Source organism: Streptomyces sp. NPDC052225 (assembly GCF_040679615.1).
In the GTDB taxonomy this organism is placed as follows: domain Bacteria; phylum Actinomycetota; class Actinomycetes; order Streptomycetales; family Streptomycetaceae; genus Streptomyces.
Genome location: NZ_JBFAVD010000017.1, coordinates 97,271 through 112,779, shown reverse-complemented (window position 1 = coordinate 112,779; position 15,509 = coordinate 97,271). Strand labels below are relative to the sequence as shown.

Genomic DNA, 15,509 nt, shown 5'->3' with positions numbered 1-15,509 from the left:
TCCAGGGTGACCCCGTGAATTCCCAAACGCGCCCCTGTGTTCGGGGCTCGGCTCGCGGTTCGTGGCACTTCGCGCACCGCGAGCCGCGCCCTCACATCAGGGGGGTCAGGAAGCGGCGCAGCGCCTCTTCGTACCCCTTCGGGTCCGCGTTCCACATCGCGTTGTGCGGGGCGTCGTCGACCGTGTGCAGGGTGACCAGCTCCGGGCGGCGCTCGGCGAGCCGGCGGGACAGCGCCCAGGGGGCCACCTCGTCGTCGGGGCCGTGCACGAGGAGCGTGGGGACGGAGAGGGCGGCCAGGTCCGCGGCCTCGGCGAGGCGGTCGCCGCCCAGGCCGGTGCGGCCCTGGGCGGCGCGGACCGCCAGCGGGAGCAGGGCGGCGGGGGTGCGGCGGGCGCCGGCCAGGGCGCGCAGCGTCGCCTCCCAGCTGAGCACCGGGGAGTCGAGGACCAGGCCCTTGATGCGGTCGCGCAGCGCGGAGTGCGCGGCGGCGTGCAGGGCCATGGCGGCGCCGGTGGACCAGCCGTGCACGATGACGTGCCGGGCGCCGTAGCGCACGGCGTAGCGGATCGCGGCGTCCAGGTCGCGCCACTCCGTCGCGCCGAGGTGGCCGAGGCCGTCCGGGGACCGGGGGGCGCCGAGGTCGCCGCGGTAGGCGAGGTCGAGCACCGGGAAGCGGTGGTGGTGCAGGAACTCCATGAGGTTCATGGGGTGTTCGCGGGTGGTGCCGAGACCGTGGACGGTGATGACCCAGGTGTCGCGGACGCCGGGCAGGAACCAGGCGGGCAGCGCGCCGAGTTCGCCGGGCACGTCCACGTCGGCGTGGTCGAGGCCGAGCGCGGACTTGGGGTCGCCGATGTGCACCTGCGGGGTGAGCCAGGCCTTGGCGCCGGGTTCCAGGGTGCCGTGGGTGACCCGCTCCAGGCGGCGTACGACGGTGTCCGCGGCGTGCGGAGCCGATTCGACGACGGGGCCGACGACGGCGTGGAACCCGTCGCCCGCGAGCCCGTAGGTGCCCGGGCGCAGCGAGGCCAGGTCACGGGTCAGGGTGATCTGGCCCGCGGCGGTGGCGTGGACGGCGAGTCGGGGTTCGGTGGGCAGGGGGCGTCCTGCGGGCGCCTTGAGCGCGGCGTCGCTGGCCAGCCGGCCGGCGGCGATCGCGGCGGCCGAGGCCCCTAGGACGGCGGTGACGGCAGCGGCCGTCGCTCTGGCGGTGCGCACTCGTCCAGTGTCGTGGGCCCGGCGCGCCGCGGCCAGCGGGACGGAGGATGCGAGTGACGCCCGTGCCGGGCGGGTCACCATTGCCGTACGGGTTCTGCTCACGGGGCCTCCTCACGCCGGGCGGGTCCCCGTACGGGTGCTCCGGGAAGGGCTCTCGTACGCCTCCGGGCGCGGATCAGGCCGGCGGGGCCTGCTGTCCGTATCCCCGCAGCCGCTCCCCCACCTCGGCCAGTTGGGCGTCGGTGAGGAGGGTGGGGGTGCGGCCGGGGACGGAGTGGGCGGTGAGCCACAGGCGGCACATCCACTCCAGCTGGGCGGTGCGGTCGTAGGCCTGGGAGAGAGTGTTTCCGTATGTGACGGTGCCGTGGTTCTGGAGTAGACAGCCTGTGCGACCGGCCAGCGCCGAGAGCATGTTCTCGGCCAACTCTTCGGTGCCGTAGGTCGCGTACGGGGCGACGCGGACGATGCCGCCGAGGGCCGCGGTCATGTAGTGGACCGGCGGGAGCTCGGGGACGAGCGTGGAGACGGCCGTGGCGTGCACGGCATGGGTGTGCACGACGGCGCGGGCGTCGGTGTTCCGGTAGATCGCGAGGTGCATCGGCAGCTCGCTGGTGGGGGCGAGGGTGCCGGCGTGCCGGGTGCCGTCGAGGTCGACGGCGACCACGTCGCGCGGGCCGAGGCGGTCGTAGGGGACACCGCTCGGGGTGACCAGGACCGTACTGTCGGGGCCTTCGCCGACGCGAACGGAGACGTTGCCCGAGGTGCCGACGACCAGTCCGTCGGCGACCGTGCGGCGGGCGGTGTCGACCAGTTCCTCCCATGCCCGGGCGAGGTCCCGGGGCCGTGCTCGATCGTGTTCCGTCATGGCGTGCATCCTGTCAGCCGACCGCCTCCAGGCCGGGGCGGAGGAGTGCGGAAGCCGGGCGTCCGGCAGTGCGCACATGGGCATGGATCACCCTCGGCAACGACTGGCTTGGGGGCGACGGGCACCACCGGATCTTCCAGTACTCTCTGGGGGATTTGTCGTGCACGTCGCCATCCGGGGGGAAATATGGCTCGTGACAACACACCGACGCGTCGTCGTGCCCGCATCGTCGCGGCGACTTCCGTGGCCGCGCTGACGTTGGGGGGCACCGCGCTCGCGGAACTGCCGGCGCAGGCGGCCGGCAAGCCCAGGGGGCACGATGTCTCCTCGCACCAGAAGAACGTCAACTGGAGCAAGGCCAGGAGCAAGGGGGCCCGGTTCGTCTACGTGAAGGCGACCGAGTCGACGACCTACAAGAACCCGTACTTCGCGCAGCAGTACAACGGCGCCCGCAGCGCCGGCATCATCCGCGGCGCCTACCACTTCGCCGTCCCGAACAAGTCGTCGGGCCGGACGCAGGCCTCGTACTTCGTCCGCAACGGAGGGGCCTGGTCGCGGGACGGCTGGACGCTGCCGCCCGCGCTCGACATCGAGTACAACCCGTACGGCAAGAAGAAGTGCTACGGCATGAGCAGGGGCCGGCTCGTCTCGTGGATCAAGTCCTTCAGCGACGAGATCAAGCGCAGGACCGGGCGGCGTCCGGTGATCTACACGAACTACCACTGGTGGGCGAAGTGCACCGGCAACAGCCGGGCCTTCGCCGCCGACCACGCCCTGTGGCTCGCGCGCTACGACGAGAGCGCGGGGGCCCTGCCCGCGGGGTGGGGCTACTGGACGTTCTGGCAGTACGACAACGGCGGCAGCCTGCCGGGTGATCAGAATCTCTTCAACGGGTCGCTCGCGCAGCTCAGGAAGTTCGCCCGGGGGTAGCCCCGAGCGTGGCCGAAAGGCCCGGCCGAAGGTCCCCGGAGCCCGTGATTCCGGGCCTTCGGCCGGGACTTCGGCGCACCGAAACGGAGGCGGCGCGACCGTCTGCTGTCAAGCGGAGCGAGGTGGCTCCGGATCGGGTCACCGAGGCGCCCGCCCCAGTTCATCTTCCGTTCACTCAGCTTCCCTACGTTCAACGTGCCACTGACGTCCAACCGAAGCCTGGGTAAATGGAACACATCACGCTGCTCCTTGCGATCGTGATCGTCACCGCGCTGGTTTTTGATTTCACCAACGGTTTCCACGACACCGCCAACGCGATGGCGACGACCATCTCGACAGGCGCCCTCAAGCCGAAGACGGCGGTGGCCATGTCCGCCGTGCTGAACCTGGTCGGAGCGTTTCTCTCCGTCGAGGTCGCGAAGACCATCTCCGGCGGCATCATCAATGAGGACGGCCTCAAGACAGAGGTCATATTCGCGGCGCTCGTAGGCGCCATCCTCTGGAACCTGCTGACCTGGCTGGTCGGCCTCCCCTCCAGCTCCTCGCACGCCCTGTTCGGCGGCCTCATCGGCGCCGCGGTCATGTCGATGGGCTGGTCGTCGGTGAACGGCGGCACCGTCGTCACCAAGGTGCTGCTGCCCGCGGTCGCCGCGCCGATCGTCGCCGGTCTCGCCGCGATGCTCGCCACGCGCCTGACCTACCGCATCAGCAAGAAGACCGACCAGAAGGCGACCGCCAAGGGCTACCGCGCCGGGCAGATCGCCTCGGCCGGCCTCGTCTCCCTCGCGCACGGCACGAACGACGCGCAGAAGACGATGGGCATCATCACCCTCGCCCTGATCACCGGTGGCGTGCTCTCGCCCGGCGCCAACCCCCCGATGTGGGTCATCGTCTCGGCCGGTCTGGCCATCGCGCTGGGCACGTACCTGGGCGGCTGGCGGATCATCCGCACCATGGGCAAGGGCCTCACCGACCTCGCCCCGCAGCAGGGCTTCGCCGCGCAGACCAGCGCCGCGACGGCGATCCTGGCCTCCTCGCACATCGGCTTCTCGCTCTCCACGACGCAGGTCTGCTCCGGCGCCGTGATGGGCTCGGGCCTCGGCCGCAAGGGCGGCGTCGTCCGCTGGTCGACCGCGACCCGCATGTTCGTCGCCTGGGGTCTGACGCTGCCGGCCGCCGGTCTGGTGGGCGCGGGCGCCGAGTTCCTCACCAAGCAGGGTCCGTGGGGCATCGGCCTCACCGCCGCACTGCTCGTGGCCGGCTCCGGGATCATCTGGAAGCTGTCCCGCCGCAACTCCATCGACCACACGAACGTCACCGACGACGAGATCGGCGCCGCTCCGGTGCCGGCCGAGGAGCCCGCGGGCGTCGTGACGACCGCGATCGCCGCGGTCACGCCGCCGCCGGTCGGCACGCTCGCCACCGGGGAGTCCTCCGAGGTGAAGACCACGATCCCCGCTCCGGCCCCGGCCGTGGCCGACCCCGCGCGCCCCGCCGGCGCCACGCTGTAAGGAAGCAGGACCAGCTATGAAGATCGACTGGGCAGCCCTCGGCTCCGTCTTCGGCGTCAGCCTCGTGGTCACCGTGGCCCTGGTGGGCCTGTTCACCCTGGGCATCGTCGGCCTCTCCAAGAAGGAGTCGGCGGCGCAGCGGGGTGGCTCGGCCGCCCTCGTCACGTCCGGTGCGTACGCGTGCTTCGCGGCATGTGCGGTGGCTGTGGCGTACGGGATCTTTCTGATCGTGGCCTGACCGCTCGGCGCGTGTTCGCTCGGGACCGCCTTGTTCCTCCTCGACGGGAGGGGCAGGGCGGTTCCGTGTGTGCGCCGGGGGACGGTGTGGGGCTGCGCACACTCTTCCGTTCCTGGTCAACAGCAAGTTGACGGCCGTTCGCGGGGCGTGATGGACTTCCCCCGCCATATACGGCAGCAGTTGAGGAAGCCGGTGCGAATCCGGCGCGGTCCCGCCACTGTGAGTCCTGCTTCGGCAGGGCCAGCCAGGAACTCTCTCTGCCGGTCTCGTCGAACCAGGGCGTGGACACCCTGAGTGAGGACAACTACCGCCATGTTCGCCCTGCGTGGGGCCGGGCGGTCCGAGCGCGTTTTCGCGTACGGGGCCGCCATCGGGCTGTTGAGCGACCTTCTGGTCGGCGATCCGCGCCGCGGGCATCCCGTCGCCGGGTTCGGGCGGGCCGCGGGCGCCGTCGAGCGTCGGCTGTGGCGTGACCACCGCGGATGGGGCGCGCTGCACACCGTCGTGTGCGCGGGTGGCGCCGCCGCGGCGGGCGTCGCCGCCACGCGTCTCGTACGCCGCTCCCCCGCCGCCTCCGTCGCACTGACCGCCGCCGCCACCTGGGCCGTCGTCGGCGGCACCTCACTGGGCCGGGAGGCGCGGGCCGTCGGCTCCGCCCTGGAGGCCGGGGACGTGGAGCTGGCGCGGGAGTTGCTGCCGCGGCTGTGCGGCCGTGACCCGCAGGGGCTCGACGCCGACGGGATCGCCCGGGGCGTCGTGGAGTCCGTCGCCGAGAACACGTCCGACGCCGTGGTCGGCGCGCTGGTGTGGGGTGCCGTGGCGGGTGTGCCCGGACTGCTCGCCTTCCGCGCCGTGAACACGCTCGACGCGATGGTCGGGCACAAGTCGGTGAAGTACCGCAGGTTCGGCTGGGCCTCGGCGCGGCTCGACGATGTCGCGGGGTGGCCGGGGGCGCGCCTGACGGGCGCCCTCGCGGTGCTCGCCGGTGGGCGCCCGCGCGATGCCGTACGGGCGTGGCGAGCGGATGCCGGGCGGCACCCCAGCCCCAACGCCGGGGTCGTCGAGGCGTCCTTCGCGGGGGCGCTCGGGGTGCGGCTCGGGGGCACGTTGTCGTACGGGGGCAGGGTCGAGCACCGGCCTGTCCTGAACGCGCCGGGGCGTCCGGTCGAGGTGCGTGATGTGGAGCGGGCCGCGCGTCTTTCGCGGCGCGTCGGTCTGGCGGCACTGGGAGTCTGCGTGGGAGCACGAATGCTGATGCGGGGCCGGGGATGACGGGCCGTCGGGGCGGGGGGCTGCTCGTCGCGGGCACGACCTCCGACGCCGGGAAGAGCGTCGTCACCGCGGGGATCTGCCGGTGGCTGGTGCGGCAGGGTGTGAAGGTCGCGCCGTTCAAGGGACAGAACATGTCCCTCAACTCGTTCGTGACGCGCGAGGGCGCCGAGATCGGGCGGGCGCAGGCCATGCAGGCGCAGGCCGCCCGCGTCGAGCCGAGCGCGCTCATGAATCCCGTGCTGTTGAAGCCGGGGAGCGATCGCAGCAGTCAGGTCGTGCTCATGGGCAAGCCCGTGGGCGAGATGAGCGCGCGCGGCTACCACGGCAGCCGGCAGGCGTCGCTGCTCGACACCGTCGTGGGGTGCCTGGAGGAGTTGCGGGGCAGTCATGACGCTGTGATCTGTGAGGGGGCGGGCTCTCCCGCCGAGATCAATCTGCGGCGTACCGACATCGTGAACATGGGCATCGCGCGGGCAGCGCGGCTGCCCGTGCTCGTGGTGGGCGACATCGACCGGGGCGGGGTCTTCGCCTCGTTCTTCGGGACGACGGCGCTGCTCGCGCCGGAGGACCAGGAACTGCTCGCCGGGTATCTCGTCAACAAGTTCCGGGGTGACGTGAGCTTGCTGGAGCCCGGGCTCGACATGCTCAAGTCCCTTACGGGGCGGCCCACTTATGGCGTGCTGCCGTATCAGCACGGGCTCGGGATCGACGAGGAGGACGGGCTGCGCGTCTCCCTGCGGGGCGCCGTGCGGGAGTCCGTCGTGGCGCCGCCGGTCGGCGAGGACGTGCTGCGGGTCGCCGTGTGCGCCGTCCCGCTCATGTCGAACTTCACCGATGTCGACGCGCTGGCCGCCGAGCCGGGGGTCGTCGTGCGGTTCGTGGACCGGGCCGAGGAGCTCGTCGACGCGGACCTGGTGGTGGTGCCCGGGACGCGCGGCACCGTGAAGGCGCTGGAGTGGCTGCGGGAGCGGGGGCTCGCGGACGCGCTGGCGCGGCGGGCCGCCGAGGGGCGTCCCGTGCTCGGCATCTGCGGCGGCTTCCAGCTCCTCGGTGAGCGCATCGAGGACGAGGTGGAGTCCCGGGCGGGCGTCGTCGACGGGCTCGGACTGCTTCCCGTACGGGTGCGGTTCGCCGCCGCGAAGACGCTGGCCCGGCCGGCCGGGGTGGCCCTCGGGGAGCCCGTCGAGGGGTACGAGATCCATCACGGGGTCGCCGAAGTCCTGGGCGGGGAAGCCTTCTTGGACGGGTGCCGGGTGGGGGCCGTGTGGGGGACGCACTGGCACGGGTCCCTTGAGTCGGACGGGTTCCGGCGGGCGTTCCTGCGGGAGGTCGCGCGGGATGCGGGGCGGCGGTTCGTTCCGGCGCCCGACACGTCGTTCGAGGCGTTGCGGGAGGAGCAGCTGGATCGGCTGGGGGATCTGATCGAGCGGTATGCCGACACCGGGGCGTTGATGCGGTTGATCGAGGAGGGCGTGCCTGGAGGGTTGCCGTTCGTGCCGCCGGGGGCGCCGTGATGAGCGCCGACTCGCCGTTGCACGTTGCCCGTTCGTTTGCGAAGGCTGCGCCGTCGTGGTTGCTCGCACAGTTCCCCGCGCCCCTGACGGGGCGCCTCAACTCATCGGAGGATCGCGGCTGATGGCCACTCCCTACCCGTTCACCGCACTCGTCGGCCAGGACGATCTGCGGCTTGCCCTGGTGTTGAACGCCGTGTCGCCCGCTGTGGGTGGTGTGCTGGTGCGCGGCGAGAAGGGGACCGCCAAGTCGACGGCCGTACGGGCGCTCTCGGCGCTCATGCCGGGGGTCGATGTCGTCCCCGGGTGCCGGTTCTCCTGCGACCCGGTGGCGCCCGACCCGCAGTGCCCGGACGGGCCGCACACCGACGGCCCCGGTGCCCAACGTGCCGCGCGCATGGTCGAGTTGCCGGTCGGGGCGTCCGAGGACCGGCTCGTCGGCGCGCTCGACATCGAGCGGGCGCTCGCCGAGGGCGTCAAGGCCTTCGAGCCGGGGCTGCTCGCCGACGCCCACCGCGGGATCCTGTACGTCGATGAAGTGAACCTGCTCCACGATCACCTGGTCGACCTGCTGCTCGACGCCGCCGCGATGGGCGCCTCGTACGTCGAGCGCGAGGGCGTCTCCGTACGGCACGCCGCCCGGTTCCTCCTCGTCGGGACGATGAACCCCGAAGAGGGTGAGCTGCGGCCGCAGTTGCTCGACCGGTTCGGCCTGACGGTGGAGGTCGCCGCGTCGCGGGAGCCGGCGCAGCGCGTCGAGGTCGTCAAGCGGCGCCTCGCGTACGACGACGACCCGGACGGCTTCGCCGCCCGGTGGGCCGGGGACGAGGCCGACGTGCGGGAGCGGATCGTGGCCGCCCGCGCGCTGCTCCCCCACGTCCGGCTCGGCGACGCGGCGTTGACGCAGATCGCCGCGACCTGCGCGGCGTTCGAGGTCGACGGGATGCGGGCCGACATCGTGATGGCCCGCACCGCGACCGCGCTCGCCGCGTGGGCGGGGCGGACGGACGTGCTCGCGGAGGACGTACGGCAGGCGGCGCTGCTCGCGCTGCCGCACCGCAGGCGCCGCAACCCCTTCGACGCGCCGGGGCTCGACGAGGACAAGCTCGACCGGACGCTGGACGAGTTCGGGCCCGACGACGAGCCGGACCCGGAGCCCGAGGGCCCCGACGACGGCGGGTCGGGGCCGGACGGCGGCGGGGGCGGCGGGCTGCCCCCGCAGGGCGGCCCGGAGCAGCACGGACCCGAGGAGCACGGTCCCGAGGAGCGCGGTCCCGAGGAGGACGGCCCCGCGGAGACGCCCGAGCCGCAGGAGTCCCCCGAGAGCGCGCCCGCGCCCGCCGGGGCCGGCGCCGGGGAGCAGCGGGCCGTCGCCGCGGGCGAGCCGTTCCGTACGAAGATGCTGAGCGTCCCGGGGCTCGGCGAGGGCGCGGCGGGGCGGCGGTCCCGGGCGCGGACCGAGCACGGGCGGACGACGGGCGCCACCCGGCCCCGGGGCGCCCTGACCAAGCTGCACCTCGCCGCGACCGTGCAGGCCGCCGCCCCGCACCAGCGGGCGCGCGGCCGGTCGGGGCCGGGGCTCGTGGTGCGCCGCGACGACCTGCGGCAGGCGACCCGGGAGGGGCGCGAGGGCAACCTCGTCCTGTTCGTGGTCGACGCGTCGGGGTCGATGGCGGCGCGGCAGCGGATGGGCGCCGTCAAGGGCGCCGTCATGTCGCTGCTGCTCGACGCCTATCAGCGGCGCGACAAGGTGGGGCTCGTGACGTTCCGGGGCACGGGCGCCGAGGTCGCGCTGCCGCCCACGTCCAGCGTGGACGCGGCCGCCTCCCGCCTGGAGTCGCTGCCGACCGGCGGGCGCACGCCGCTGGCGGCCGGGCTGCTCAAGGCGCACGACGTGCTGCGCGTGGAGCGGCTGCGGGACCCGGCGCGCAGGCCGCTGATGGTCGTCGTGACGGACGGGCGCGCCACCGGCGGCCCGGAGCCGGTCAAGCTGGCCGGGCGGGCGGCCGGGCTGCACGCGGCCGAGGGCATCGCCTCCGTGGTCGTCGACTGCGAGGGCGGCATGGTGCGGCTCGGGCTCGCCGGGCAGCTCGCTGCTCAACTCGGGGGCACAGCAGTGACGTTGGACGAGCTGCGGGCGGATTCGATCGCCGGTCTCGTCAAGGACGTACAGGGAAGTCAGCAGAGCATCAGGAGGGCCGCTTAATGCCGCAGGGACAGCCGAGTGTCGTACCGGACGACGGTCTGACGACTCGTCAGCGCCGCAACCGTCCGCTGGTGTTCGTGCACACGGGCATCGGCAAGGGCAAGTCGACGGCGGCCTTCGGGCTCGCCCTTCGCGCGTGGAACCAGGGGTGGCCCATCGGGGTGTTCCAGTTCGTCAAGTCGGCGAAGTGGAAGGTCGGCGAGGAGAACGCCCTCAAGGTCCTCGGGGCCTCCGGCGAGGGCGGCACCGTCGCCTGGCACAAGATGGGCGAGGGCTGGTCGTGGGTGCAGCGCGACGATCAGGTCGACAATGAGGAGAAGGCGCGCGAGGGGTGGGAGCAGGTCAAGCGGGACCTGGCCGCCGAGACGTACAAGCTGTACGTGCTCGACGAGTTCGCCTACCCGATGCACTGGGGCTGGATCGACGTCGACGAGGTCGTGCAGGTGCTGCGTGACCGTCCCGGCACGCAGCACGTTGTCATCACCGGGCGCAACGCCCCTGAGAAACTGGTCGAGTTCGCGGATCTGGTGACCGACATGTCGAAGGTGAAGCACCCGATGGACGCGGGCCAGAAGGGCCAGCGGGGCATCGAGTGGTGACGTCCGAAGTGCCTCGCCTGGTCGTCGCCGCGCCCGCGTCCGGGTCCGGCAAGACGACCGTGGCGACGGGCCTGATGGCCGCGTTCGCCGAGCGCGGCCTCGCCGTGTCGCCGCACAAGGTCGGGCCCGACTACATCGACCCGGGCTACCACGCCCTCGCGACCGGCCGCCCCGGGCGCAATCTGGACGCGTACATGTGCGGGCCCGAGCTGGTCGCGCCGCTGTTCGCGCACGGCTCGGCCGGGTGCGAACTCGCCGTCGTGGAAGGCGTGATGGGTCTGTTCGACGGCGCGTCGGGTGCGGGCGAACTGGCCTCGACCGCCCATGTGGCGAAGCTGCTGAAGGCGCCGGTCGTGCTCGTCGTGGACGCCTCGTCGCAGTCGCGTTCGGTGGCGGCGCTGGTGCACGGCTTCGCCTCCTTCGACCCACAGGTCCGGCTCGCGGGCGTCATCCTCAACAAGGTCGGCTCCGACCGCCACGAGCAGCTGCTCCGCGAGGCCTTGGAGGAGGTCGGCGTCCCGGTGTACGGCGCCCTGCGCCGCACCCCTCAAGTCGCCACGCCCGCACGCCATTTGGGCCTGGTCCCGGTGGCGGAACGCAGCACGGAGGCAGTCGACTCCGTACGGGCGGCGGCGGCGATGATCCGCGAGGGCTGCGATTTGGAGGGCCTGCTGGCATTGGCGAGAACAGCCCCGCCGCTGGCGACGGAGGCATGGAGTGCAGCCCTGCCAGGGGCGCGGGGAACTGCGCGACCAGCCACGATGGCGCCGCACACGCCGACGAACCCCACCGTGGCAGTGGCAGGAGGCGCAGCCTTCACCTTCTCCTACGCCGAACACACAGAGCTGCTCCGAGCGGCAGGCGCAGAAGTCGTCACCTTCGACCCCCTCCACGACGAACAGCTCCCCGAGAACACGTCGGCCCTCGTCATCGGCGGCGGCTTCCCCGAGGTCTACGCCCCGGAACTGTCGGAGAACGAACAGCTCCGCAAGTCCATCGCCGCCCTGGCCGCGTCCGGCGCCCCCGTCCTCGCCGAATGCGCGGGCCTGCTCTACCTGGCCCGCTCCCTCGACGGCAAGGAGATGTGCGGGGTCCTGGACGCCGACGCCGCCATGTCCGGCCGCCTCACCCTGGGCTACCGGGACGCCGTCGCCCTGACGGACAGCGCGCTCGCCCCGGCCGGGACCCGGCTGCGCGGCCACGAGTTCCACCGCACCGTGATGGAGCCGGGCGCAGGTCCGACGCCCGCGTGGGGCATGCGTCTTCCGGCCCCGCGCGTCGAGGGCTTCGTGCAGCAGGGCGTGCACGCCAGCTATCTGCACACGCACTGGGCGGCGACGCCGGACATCGCCCGGCGCCTCGTGGACCGGTGCGGCGGCGGCACCCCGTGAGCTCAGCCGGCCAGGCCCACCACGAGCCAGATGAACGCCGCGCCCGCGACCGTGCACGCCAGGGTCGAGCGGGCGGGGTGCTCGTGGTGGGCCTCCGGCAGGATCTCGGCGGCGGCCAGGTACAGGAGCACGCCGCCGAAGAAGCCCAGATAGCCGCCGAGCAATTGCTCCGGAATGGTGAACAGGAGCGTCGATGCCGCGCCGACGACGGGTGCCGCCGCGTCGGCGAAGAGCATCATCATCGCCTTGCGGCGGGCGTTCCCGTACAGCCGTGTGATCGTGTACGTGTTGAAGCCGTCGGCGAAGTCGTGCGCGATCACCGCCAGCGCCACCGCGAGGCCCATCCCGCCGCCGACCTGGAACGCTGCGCCGATCGCCATGCCGTCCATCAGGCTGTGCCCGACCATCGCCGACGCCGCCGTGAGCCCCACCTCGGGGGCCCGGCCGTTCTCGTGCTCGTCGCCGCCGTGGGCCGCCTGGCGCTGGGCGAGAAGGTGTTCGAGGACGTGCGCGGCGAGGAACCCGGCGACGAACAGGAGCAGCGCGGCCGGCACCCCGAAGACCGGGCCGCCGGCCGCGTCGAGCGCCTCCGGCAGCAGGTCGAGGCCGACGACGCCGAGCATCAGCCCACCCGCGAGCCCGAGCACCAGATGGCGCCGGTCGGTGACCCGCCTCGCGGTCCAGCCGCCGACCAGGGTCATCACAAAGGCGCCGAGCGCCACGAACACCGCCATGGGCCCTTGCTAACGCATCGGACGGGCGCGGCGCACATCCGACACCACCCGGACGCCGTGGTCGTCGGCGTCGGCGCCCGCGCGGGGGTGAGCCCGGACGAGGTCCTGGGGCTCGTCCGGGCGGTGCTCGACGAGGCCGGGGCAGGGCCGCGGGACGTCGTGGCGCTCGTGACGGTCGACGCGAAGCGGCACGAGCCCGGGATCGTCCGGGCGGCGGAGCTGCTCGGTGCGCCGCTGGTGACGTTCGACGCGGCGCGGCTCGCCGCCGTGCCGGTGCCCCACCCGTCGGACGCGGCCCGCGCGGCCGTCGGCACCCCGTCCGTCGCCGAGGCCGCGGCGCTCGCCTGCGGGGGTGAACTGCTCGTCCCCAAGCGCACGTCGACGGGGGTGGACGGCGCCCCCGGGCGCGTGACGTGCGCGGTCGCGCGGAGCGGATAGCGCCCCTCCCCCGCTCAAGCTCTTTCTCTTTCCGATCCGTCTCCCGAGGAGAAACGTCCGTGCACACACCCGCCCCGGCTCTGCTCGCCGCCCTTGAGCAGCGGCTCGACGACGTCCTGGGCGGCGGTGGCCGTACGCCGTCCGACCGGGCCGATGTGACGGTGCTGCTCGTGGGACGGGGCGGCTTCGACCCCGTCGCGAACGCCGAACTCGTCGCCGCAGCACGGCTGTTGTGGGAGGGCAGCGGCTTCGCGGGCGTGGAGGCCGCGTTCGTGTCGGGCGCCGCGCCGGACGTGCCGTCGGGGCTCGACCGGTGTGCGGCGCTCGGGGCGCGGCGGATCGTCGTCCTGCCGTACGAGGCCCAGGTCGCGCGGCGGGCCGCGGCGCAGGCGGAGGGGTGGAGCGCGGCGCACGCCGGGGTGGCGGTGCTCCACGCGAACTCCGCCGCCGCGCCGGCACCGGCCGGCGGGCCCGATCTGCGGCACCACGGAGACGCCGAAGTACGCGACGACGGCGAGAAGTTGACGGATCTCGCGGTGAACGTGCGCACCGGCACGCCGCCCGCCTGGCTGCGCGAGCACATCGCCGCGGCGCTCGACGGGCTCCCCGCCTATCCGGACGGCCGGGCGGCGCGGGCCGCGGTGGCGGCGCGGCACGGGGTGCCCGTGGAGCGGGTGCTGCTCACGGCCGGGGCGGCGGAGGCGTTCGTGCTGCTCGCGCGGGCGCTCAGGGTGCGGCGGCCGGTGGTCGTGCACCCTCAATTCACGGAGCCCGAGGCGGCGTTGGCGGACGCCGGGCACGCGGTGGGGCGGGTGCTGCTGCGCGAGGAGGACGGATTCGCGCTCGATCCGGAGCTCGTGCCGTACGACGCGGATCTGGTGGTCGTGGGCAACCCGACCAATCCGACGTCCGTGCTGCATCCGGCCGACACGGTGGCGCGGCTCGCCCGCCCGGGGCGGGTGCTCGTGGTCGACGAGGCGTTCATGGACGCGGTGCCGGGCGAGCGGGAGTCGCTGGCCGGGCGCACCGACGTGCCGGGCCTCGTGGTGCTGCGCAGCCTGACGAAGACCTGGGGCCTGGCCGGTCTTCGCATCGGGTACGTACTGGCCGAGCCGGAGATCATCTCGGCCTTGGAGCAGGCGCAGCCGCTGTGGCCGGTGTCGTCGCCCGCTCTGGTGGCGGCGCAGGCGTGCGTGTCGGCGCGGGGCGTCGCGGAGGCGGCGGACGCGGCGGACGCCGTGGCCGACGACCGGGCGTATCTCGTGGGCCTGCTACGGGAGTTGGCGCCGTACGGGGTGGAGGCGGCCGGGCCCGCGGAGGGCCCCTTCCTGCTGGTGCGGGTGCCGGACGCGCACGCCGTGCGGGAGCGGCTGCGGGGCGCGGGGTTCGCGGTGCGGCGCGGTGACACGTTCCCGGGGCTCGGGACGGACTGGGTGCGGATCGCCGTGCGGGACCGGGCGACGAGCGAGCGGTTCGTCGGCGCGCTCACGGCCGTTCTACGGGGATGACGGGCGCCGGGAGACTGGGATTTCGGGTGCGGAACGTGCGGCGGTAGGTGTCCGGGGGGACGCCGAGGGTGCGGTTGAAGTGGCGGCGCAGGGTCGTGGCGGTGCCCATGCCGGTGGCGGTGGCGACGGCGTCGATGCTGTCGTCGGTCGTCTCCAGGAGCTCCTGGGCGTGCCGGATGCGCTGGGCCAGGAGCCATTGCAGCGGGGTCGTGCCGGTCGCGGCGCGGAAGTGGCGGCCCAGGTGGCGGGAGCTCATCCGCGCCTGCCGGGCCAGGTCCTCCACGGTCAGCGGCTCGTCGAGCCGCTCGATGACCCAGGGCAGCAGGGCGGTGAGGGGGTGGTCGTCCTGCTCGGGCACGGGCGCGCTGACGAACTGGGCCTGTCCGCCCGAGCGGTGCGGCGGGACGACCAGGCGGCGCGCGGCGGTGTTGGCGACGGCGGAGCCGTGGTCGAGGCGGACCAGGTGCAGGCACAGGTCGAGCGCGGCGGCCTTGCCCGCGGAGGTGAGCACCCGGCCGTTGTCCACGTAGAGCACGTCGGGGTCGACCTCGACCTCGGGATGGCGGGCGGCCAGCGCGTCGGTGTGCGCCCAGTGGGTCGTCGCGCGCTTCCCGTCGAGGATGCCCGCTGCGGCCAGGACGAACGCGCCGGTGCACAGGGAGACCATCCGGGCGCCCGCGTCGTGGGCGTCCCGCACCGCGTCGACGAGGTCGGCGGGAGGAGCCGTGTCGGTGTCGGCCCAGCCGGGGACGATCACGGTGCCGGCGTCCTTGAGGCGGTCGAGTCCGCGCTCGGGTTCCAGCCGGAAGGGGCCGAAGGGCACGGGGGCGGGCCCGCAGAGGGTGAGGTCGTACCAGGGGCCGGTCACGGCGGCCGGGGCGGAGCCGAACACCTCATAGGCGATGGACAGTTCGAAGTGCAGCATCCCGTCGGTGACGGCCAGCGCGACGGACGTCACGTCCGGGGCGATGTCCGGTCTCATCTCCGGTCTCATGTCCGGAAGTGTACGGGGCATGTCGTTCCGGACACTCACGGTTGATGGTTCAACCAGGCCAGAGTGAGACCTGTTGAACGGCGGATCGCTCCA

The 15,509-nt window shown here is 73.4% G+C and carries 13 protein-coding genes, 2 pseudogenes and 1 riboswitch; of the genes and pseudogenes, 11 read left to right on the top strand and 4 right to left on the bottom strand.

What is annotated here, in order from left to right; all coding sequences use genetic code 11:
* Positions 1 to 91 precede the first annotated feature (91 nt).
* Together AB0L37_RS24170 and AB0L37_RS24165 are read right to left on the bottom strand one after the other, a co-directional pair.
* On the bottom strand, positions 92 to 1,219 hold the full coding sequence (locus tag AB0L37_RS24170; protein WP_365509050.1) for an alpha/beta hydrolase: 1,128 nt from the start codon (positions 1,217 to 1,219) through the stop codon (positions 92 to 94).
* A gap of 175 nt (positions 1,220 to 1,394) precedes the next feature.
* Positions 1,395 to 2,084 carry a class II aldolase/adducin family protein gene (locus tag AB0L37_RS24165; RefSeq protein ID WP_365509047.1) on the bottom strand — a complete coding sequence of 230 codons (690 nt, stop codon included), beginning with the start codon at positions 2,082 to 2,084 and terminating at the stop codon, positions 1,395 to 1,397.
* Between the two features lie 186 nt (positions 2,085 to 2,270).
* Here AB0L37_RS24165 and AB0L37_RS24160 point away from each other — a divergent pair, with 186 nt between their 5' ends.
* The 8 genes from AB0L37_RS24160 (at position 2,271) to AB0L37_RS24125 (ending at position 11,742) form a co-directional block, all read left to right on the top strand.
* Positions 2,271 to 3,014 carry a lysozyme gene (locus tag AB0L37_RS24160; RefSeq protein ID WP_365509044.1) on the top strand — a complete coding sequence of 248 codons (744 nt, stop codon included), beginning with the start codon at positions 2,271 to 2,273 and terminating at the stop codon, positions 3,012 to 3,014.
* Positions 3,015 to 3,241: 227 nt separating this feature from the next.
* Entirely contained in the window at positions 3,242 to 4,525 is a 1,284-nt protein-coding gene (locus AB0L37_RS24155; protein ID WP_365509041.1) for an inorganic phosphate transporter, read from the top strand.
* A 16-nt stretch (positions 4,526 to 4,541) separates the two neighbouring features.
* Positions 4,542 to 4,763, top strand: coding sequence for a hypothetical protein (locus AB0L37_RS24150; RefSeq protein WP_365509038.1), 222 nt, complete (start codon positions 4,542 to 4,544; stop codon positions 4,761 to 4,763).
* Positions 4,764 to 4,945: 182 nt separating this feature from the next.
* Positions 4,946 to 5,017: riboswitch (cobalamin riboswitch) on the top strand.
* Between the two features lie 58 nt (positions 5,018 to 5,075).
* A complete protein-coding gene (locus tag AB0L37_RS24145; RefSeq protein WP_365509035.1) occupies positions 5,076 to 6,035 on the top strand; it encodes a cobalamin biosynthesis protein in 960 nt (319 codons plus the stop codon).
* Positions 6,032 to 7,549 (top strand): cobyric acid synthase, encoded by a 1,518-nt coding sequence (locus tag AB0L37_RS24140; protein WP_365509033.1) that lies wholly within the window; start codon positions 6,032 to 6,034, stop codon positions 7,547 to 7,549. Before AB0L37_RS24145 ends, AB0L37_RS24140 begins: the two co-directional genes overlap by 4 nt.
* A gap of 121 nt (positions 7,550 to 7,670) precedes the next feature.
* A complete protein-coding gene (locus AB0L37_RS24135) occupies positions 7,671 to 9,752 on the top strand; it encodes a putative cobaltochelatase (RefSeq protein WP_365509030.1) in 2,082 nt (693 codons plus the stop codon).
* The gene (gene cobO / locus AB0L37_RS24130; protein ID WP_365509027.1) at positions 9,752 to 10,351 is read left to right on the top strand and encodes a cob(I)yrinic acid a,c-diamide adenosyltransferase; all 600 of its coding nucleotides are present in this window, start codon (positions 9,752 to 9,754) and stop codon (positions 10,349 to 10,351) included. Before AB0L37_RS24135 ends, cobO begins: the two co-directional genes overlap by 1 nt.
* A gap of 8 nt (positions 10,352 to 10,359) precedes the next feature.
* Positions 10,360 to 11,742 (top strand): cobyrinate a,c-diamide synthase, encoded by a 1,383-nt coding sequence (locus tag AB0L37_RS24125; RefSeq protein ID WP_365509025.1) that lies wholly within the window; start codon positions 10,360 to 10,362, stop codon positions 11,740 to 11,742.
* 2 nt (positions 11,743 to 11,744) lie between these two features.
* On the opposite strand, the gene AB0L37_RS24120 is transcribed toward AB0L37_RS24125, so the two are convergent.
* Entirely contained in the window at positions 11,745 to 12,476 is a 732-nt protein-coding gene (locus AB0L37_RS24120) for a ZIP family metal transporter (RefSeq protein WP_365509023.1), read from the bottom strand.
* A 6-nt stretch (positions 12,477 to 12,482) separates the two neighbouring features.
* Here AB0L37_RS24120 and AB0L37_RS24115 point away from each other — a divergent pair.
* The 3 genes and pseudogenes from AB0L37_RS24115 to cobC form a co-directional block, all read left to right on the top strand.
* Positions 12,483 to 12,905: pseudogene (locus AB0L37_RS24115) on the top strand (cobalamin biosynthesis protein); the annotation flags it as partial.
* Positions 12,890 to 13,210: pseudogene (locus AB0L37_RS24110) on the top strand (hypothetical protein); the annotation flags it as partial. The pseudogenes AB0L37_RS24115 and AB0L37_RS24110, both read left to right, overlap by 16 nt.
* Positions 13,211 to 13,333: 123 nt before the next feature.
* Positions 13,334 to 14,422, top strand: a complete 1,089-nt coding sequence (gene cobC, locus AB0L37_RS24105) for an Rv2231c family pyridoxal phosphate-dependent protein CobC (RefSeq protein ID WP_365509227.1) — start codon at positions 13,334 to 13,336, stop codon at positions 14,420 to 14,422.
* Here cobC and AB0L37_RS24100 read toward each other — a convergent pair.
* Positions 14,400 to 15,416, bottom strand: coding sequence for a helix-turn-helix domain-containing protein (locus AB0L37_RS24100; RefSeq protein ID WP_365509020.1), 1,017 nt, complete (start codon positions 15,414 to 15,416; stop codon positions 14,400 to 14,402). The two genes, cobC and AB0L37_RS24100, sit on opposite strands and share 23 nt — an antisense overlap.
* Positions 15,417 to 15,509: the final 93 nt, after the last annotated feature.

Excerpts from the sequence above, each read along its gene's own strand:
- AB0L37_RS24165 (WP_365509047.1), bottom strand. The coding sequence starts at position 2,084 with ATGACGGAACACGATCGAGCACGGCCCCGGGACCTCGCCCGGGCATGG.
- AB0L37_RS24160 (WP_365509044.1), top strand. The coding sequence starts at position 2,271 with ATGGCTCGTGACAACACACCGACGCGTCGTCGTGCCCGCATCGTCGCG.
- AB0L37_RS24155 (WP_365509041.1), top strand. The coding sequence starts at position 3,242 with ATGGAACACATCACGCTGCTCCTTGCGATCGTGATCGTCACCGCGCTG.
- AB0L37_RS24150 (WP_365509038.1), top strand. The coding sequence starts at position 4,542 with ATGAAGATCGACTGGGCAGCCCTCGGCTCCGTCTTCGGCGTCAGCCTC.
- AB0L37_RS24145 (WP_365509035.1), top strand. The coding sequence starts at position 5,076 with ATGTTCGCCCTGCGTGGGGCCGGGCGGTCCGAGCGCGTTTTCGCGTAC.
- AB0L37_RS24140 (WP_365509033.1), top strand. The coding sequence starts at position 6,032 with ATGACGGGCCGTCGGGGCGGGGGGCTGCTCGTCGCGGGCACGACCTCC.
- AB0L37_RS24135 (WP_365509030.1), top strand. The coding sequence starts at position 7,671 with ATGGCCACTCCCTACCCGTTCACCGCACTCGTCGGCCAGGACGATCTG.
- cobO (WP_365509027.1), top strand. The coding sequence starts at position 9,752 with ATGCCGCAGGGACAGCCGAGTGTCGTACCGGACGACGGTCTGACGACT.
- AB0L37_RS24120 (WP_365509023.1), bottom strand. The coding sequence starts at position 12,476 with ATGGCGGTGTTCGTGGCGCTCGGCGCCTTTGTGATGACCCTGGTCGGC.
- AB0L37_RS24100 (WP_365509020.1), bottom strand. The coding sequence starts at position 15,416 with ATGAGACCGGAGATGAGACCGGACATCGCCCCGGACGTGACGTCCGTC.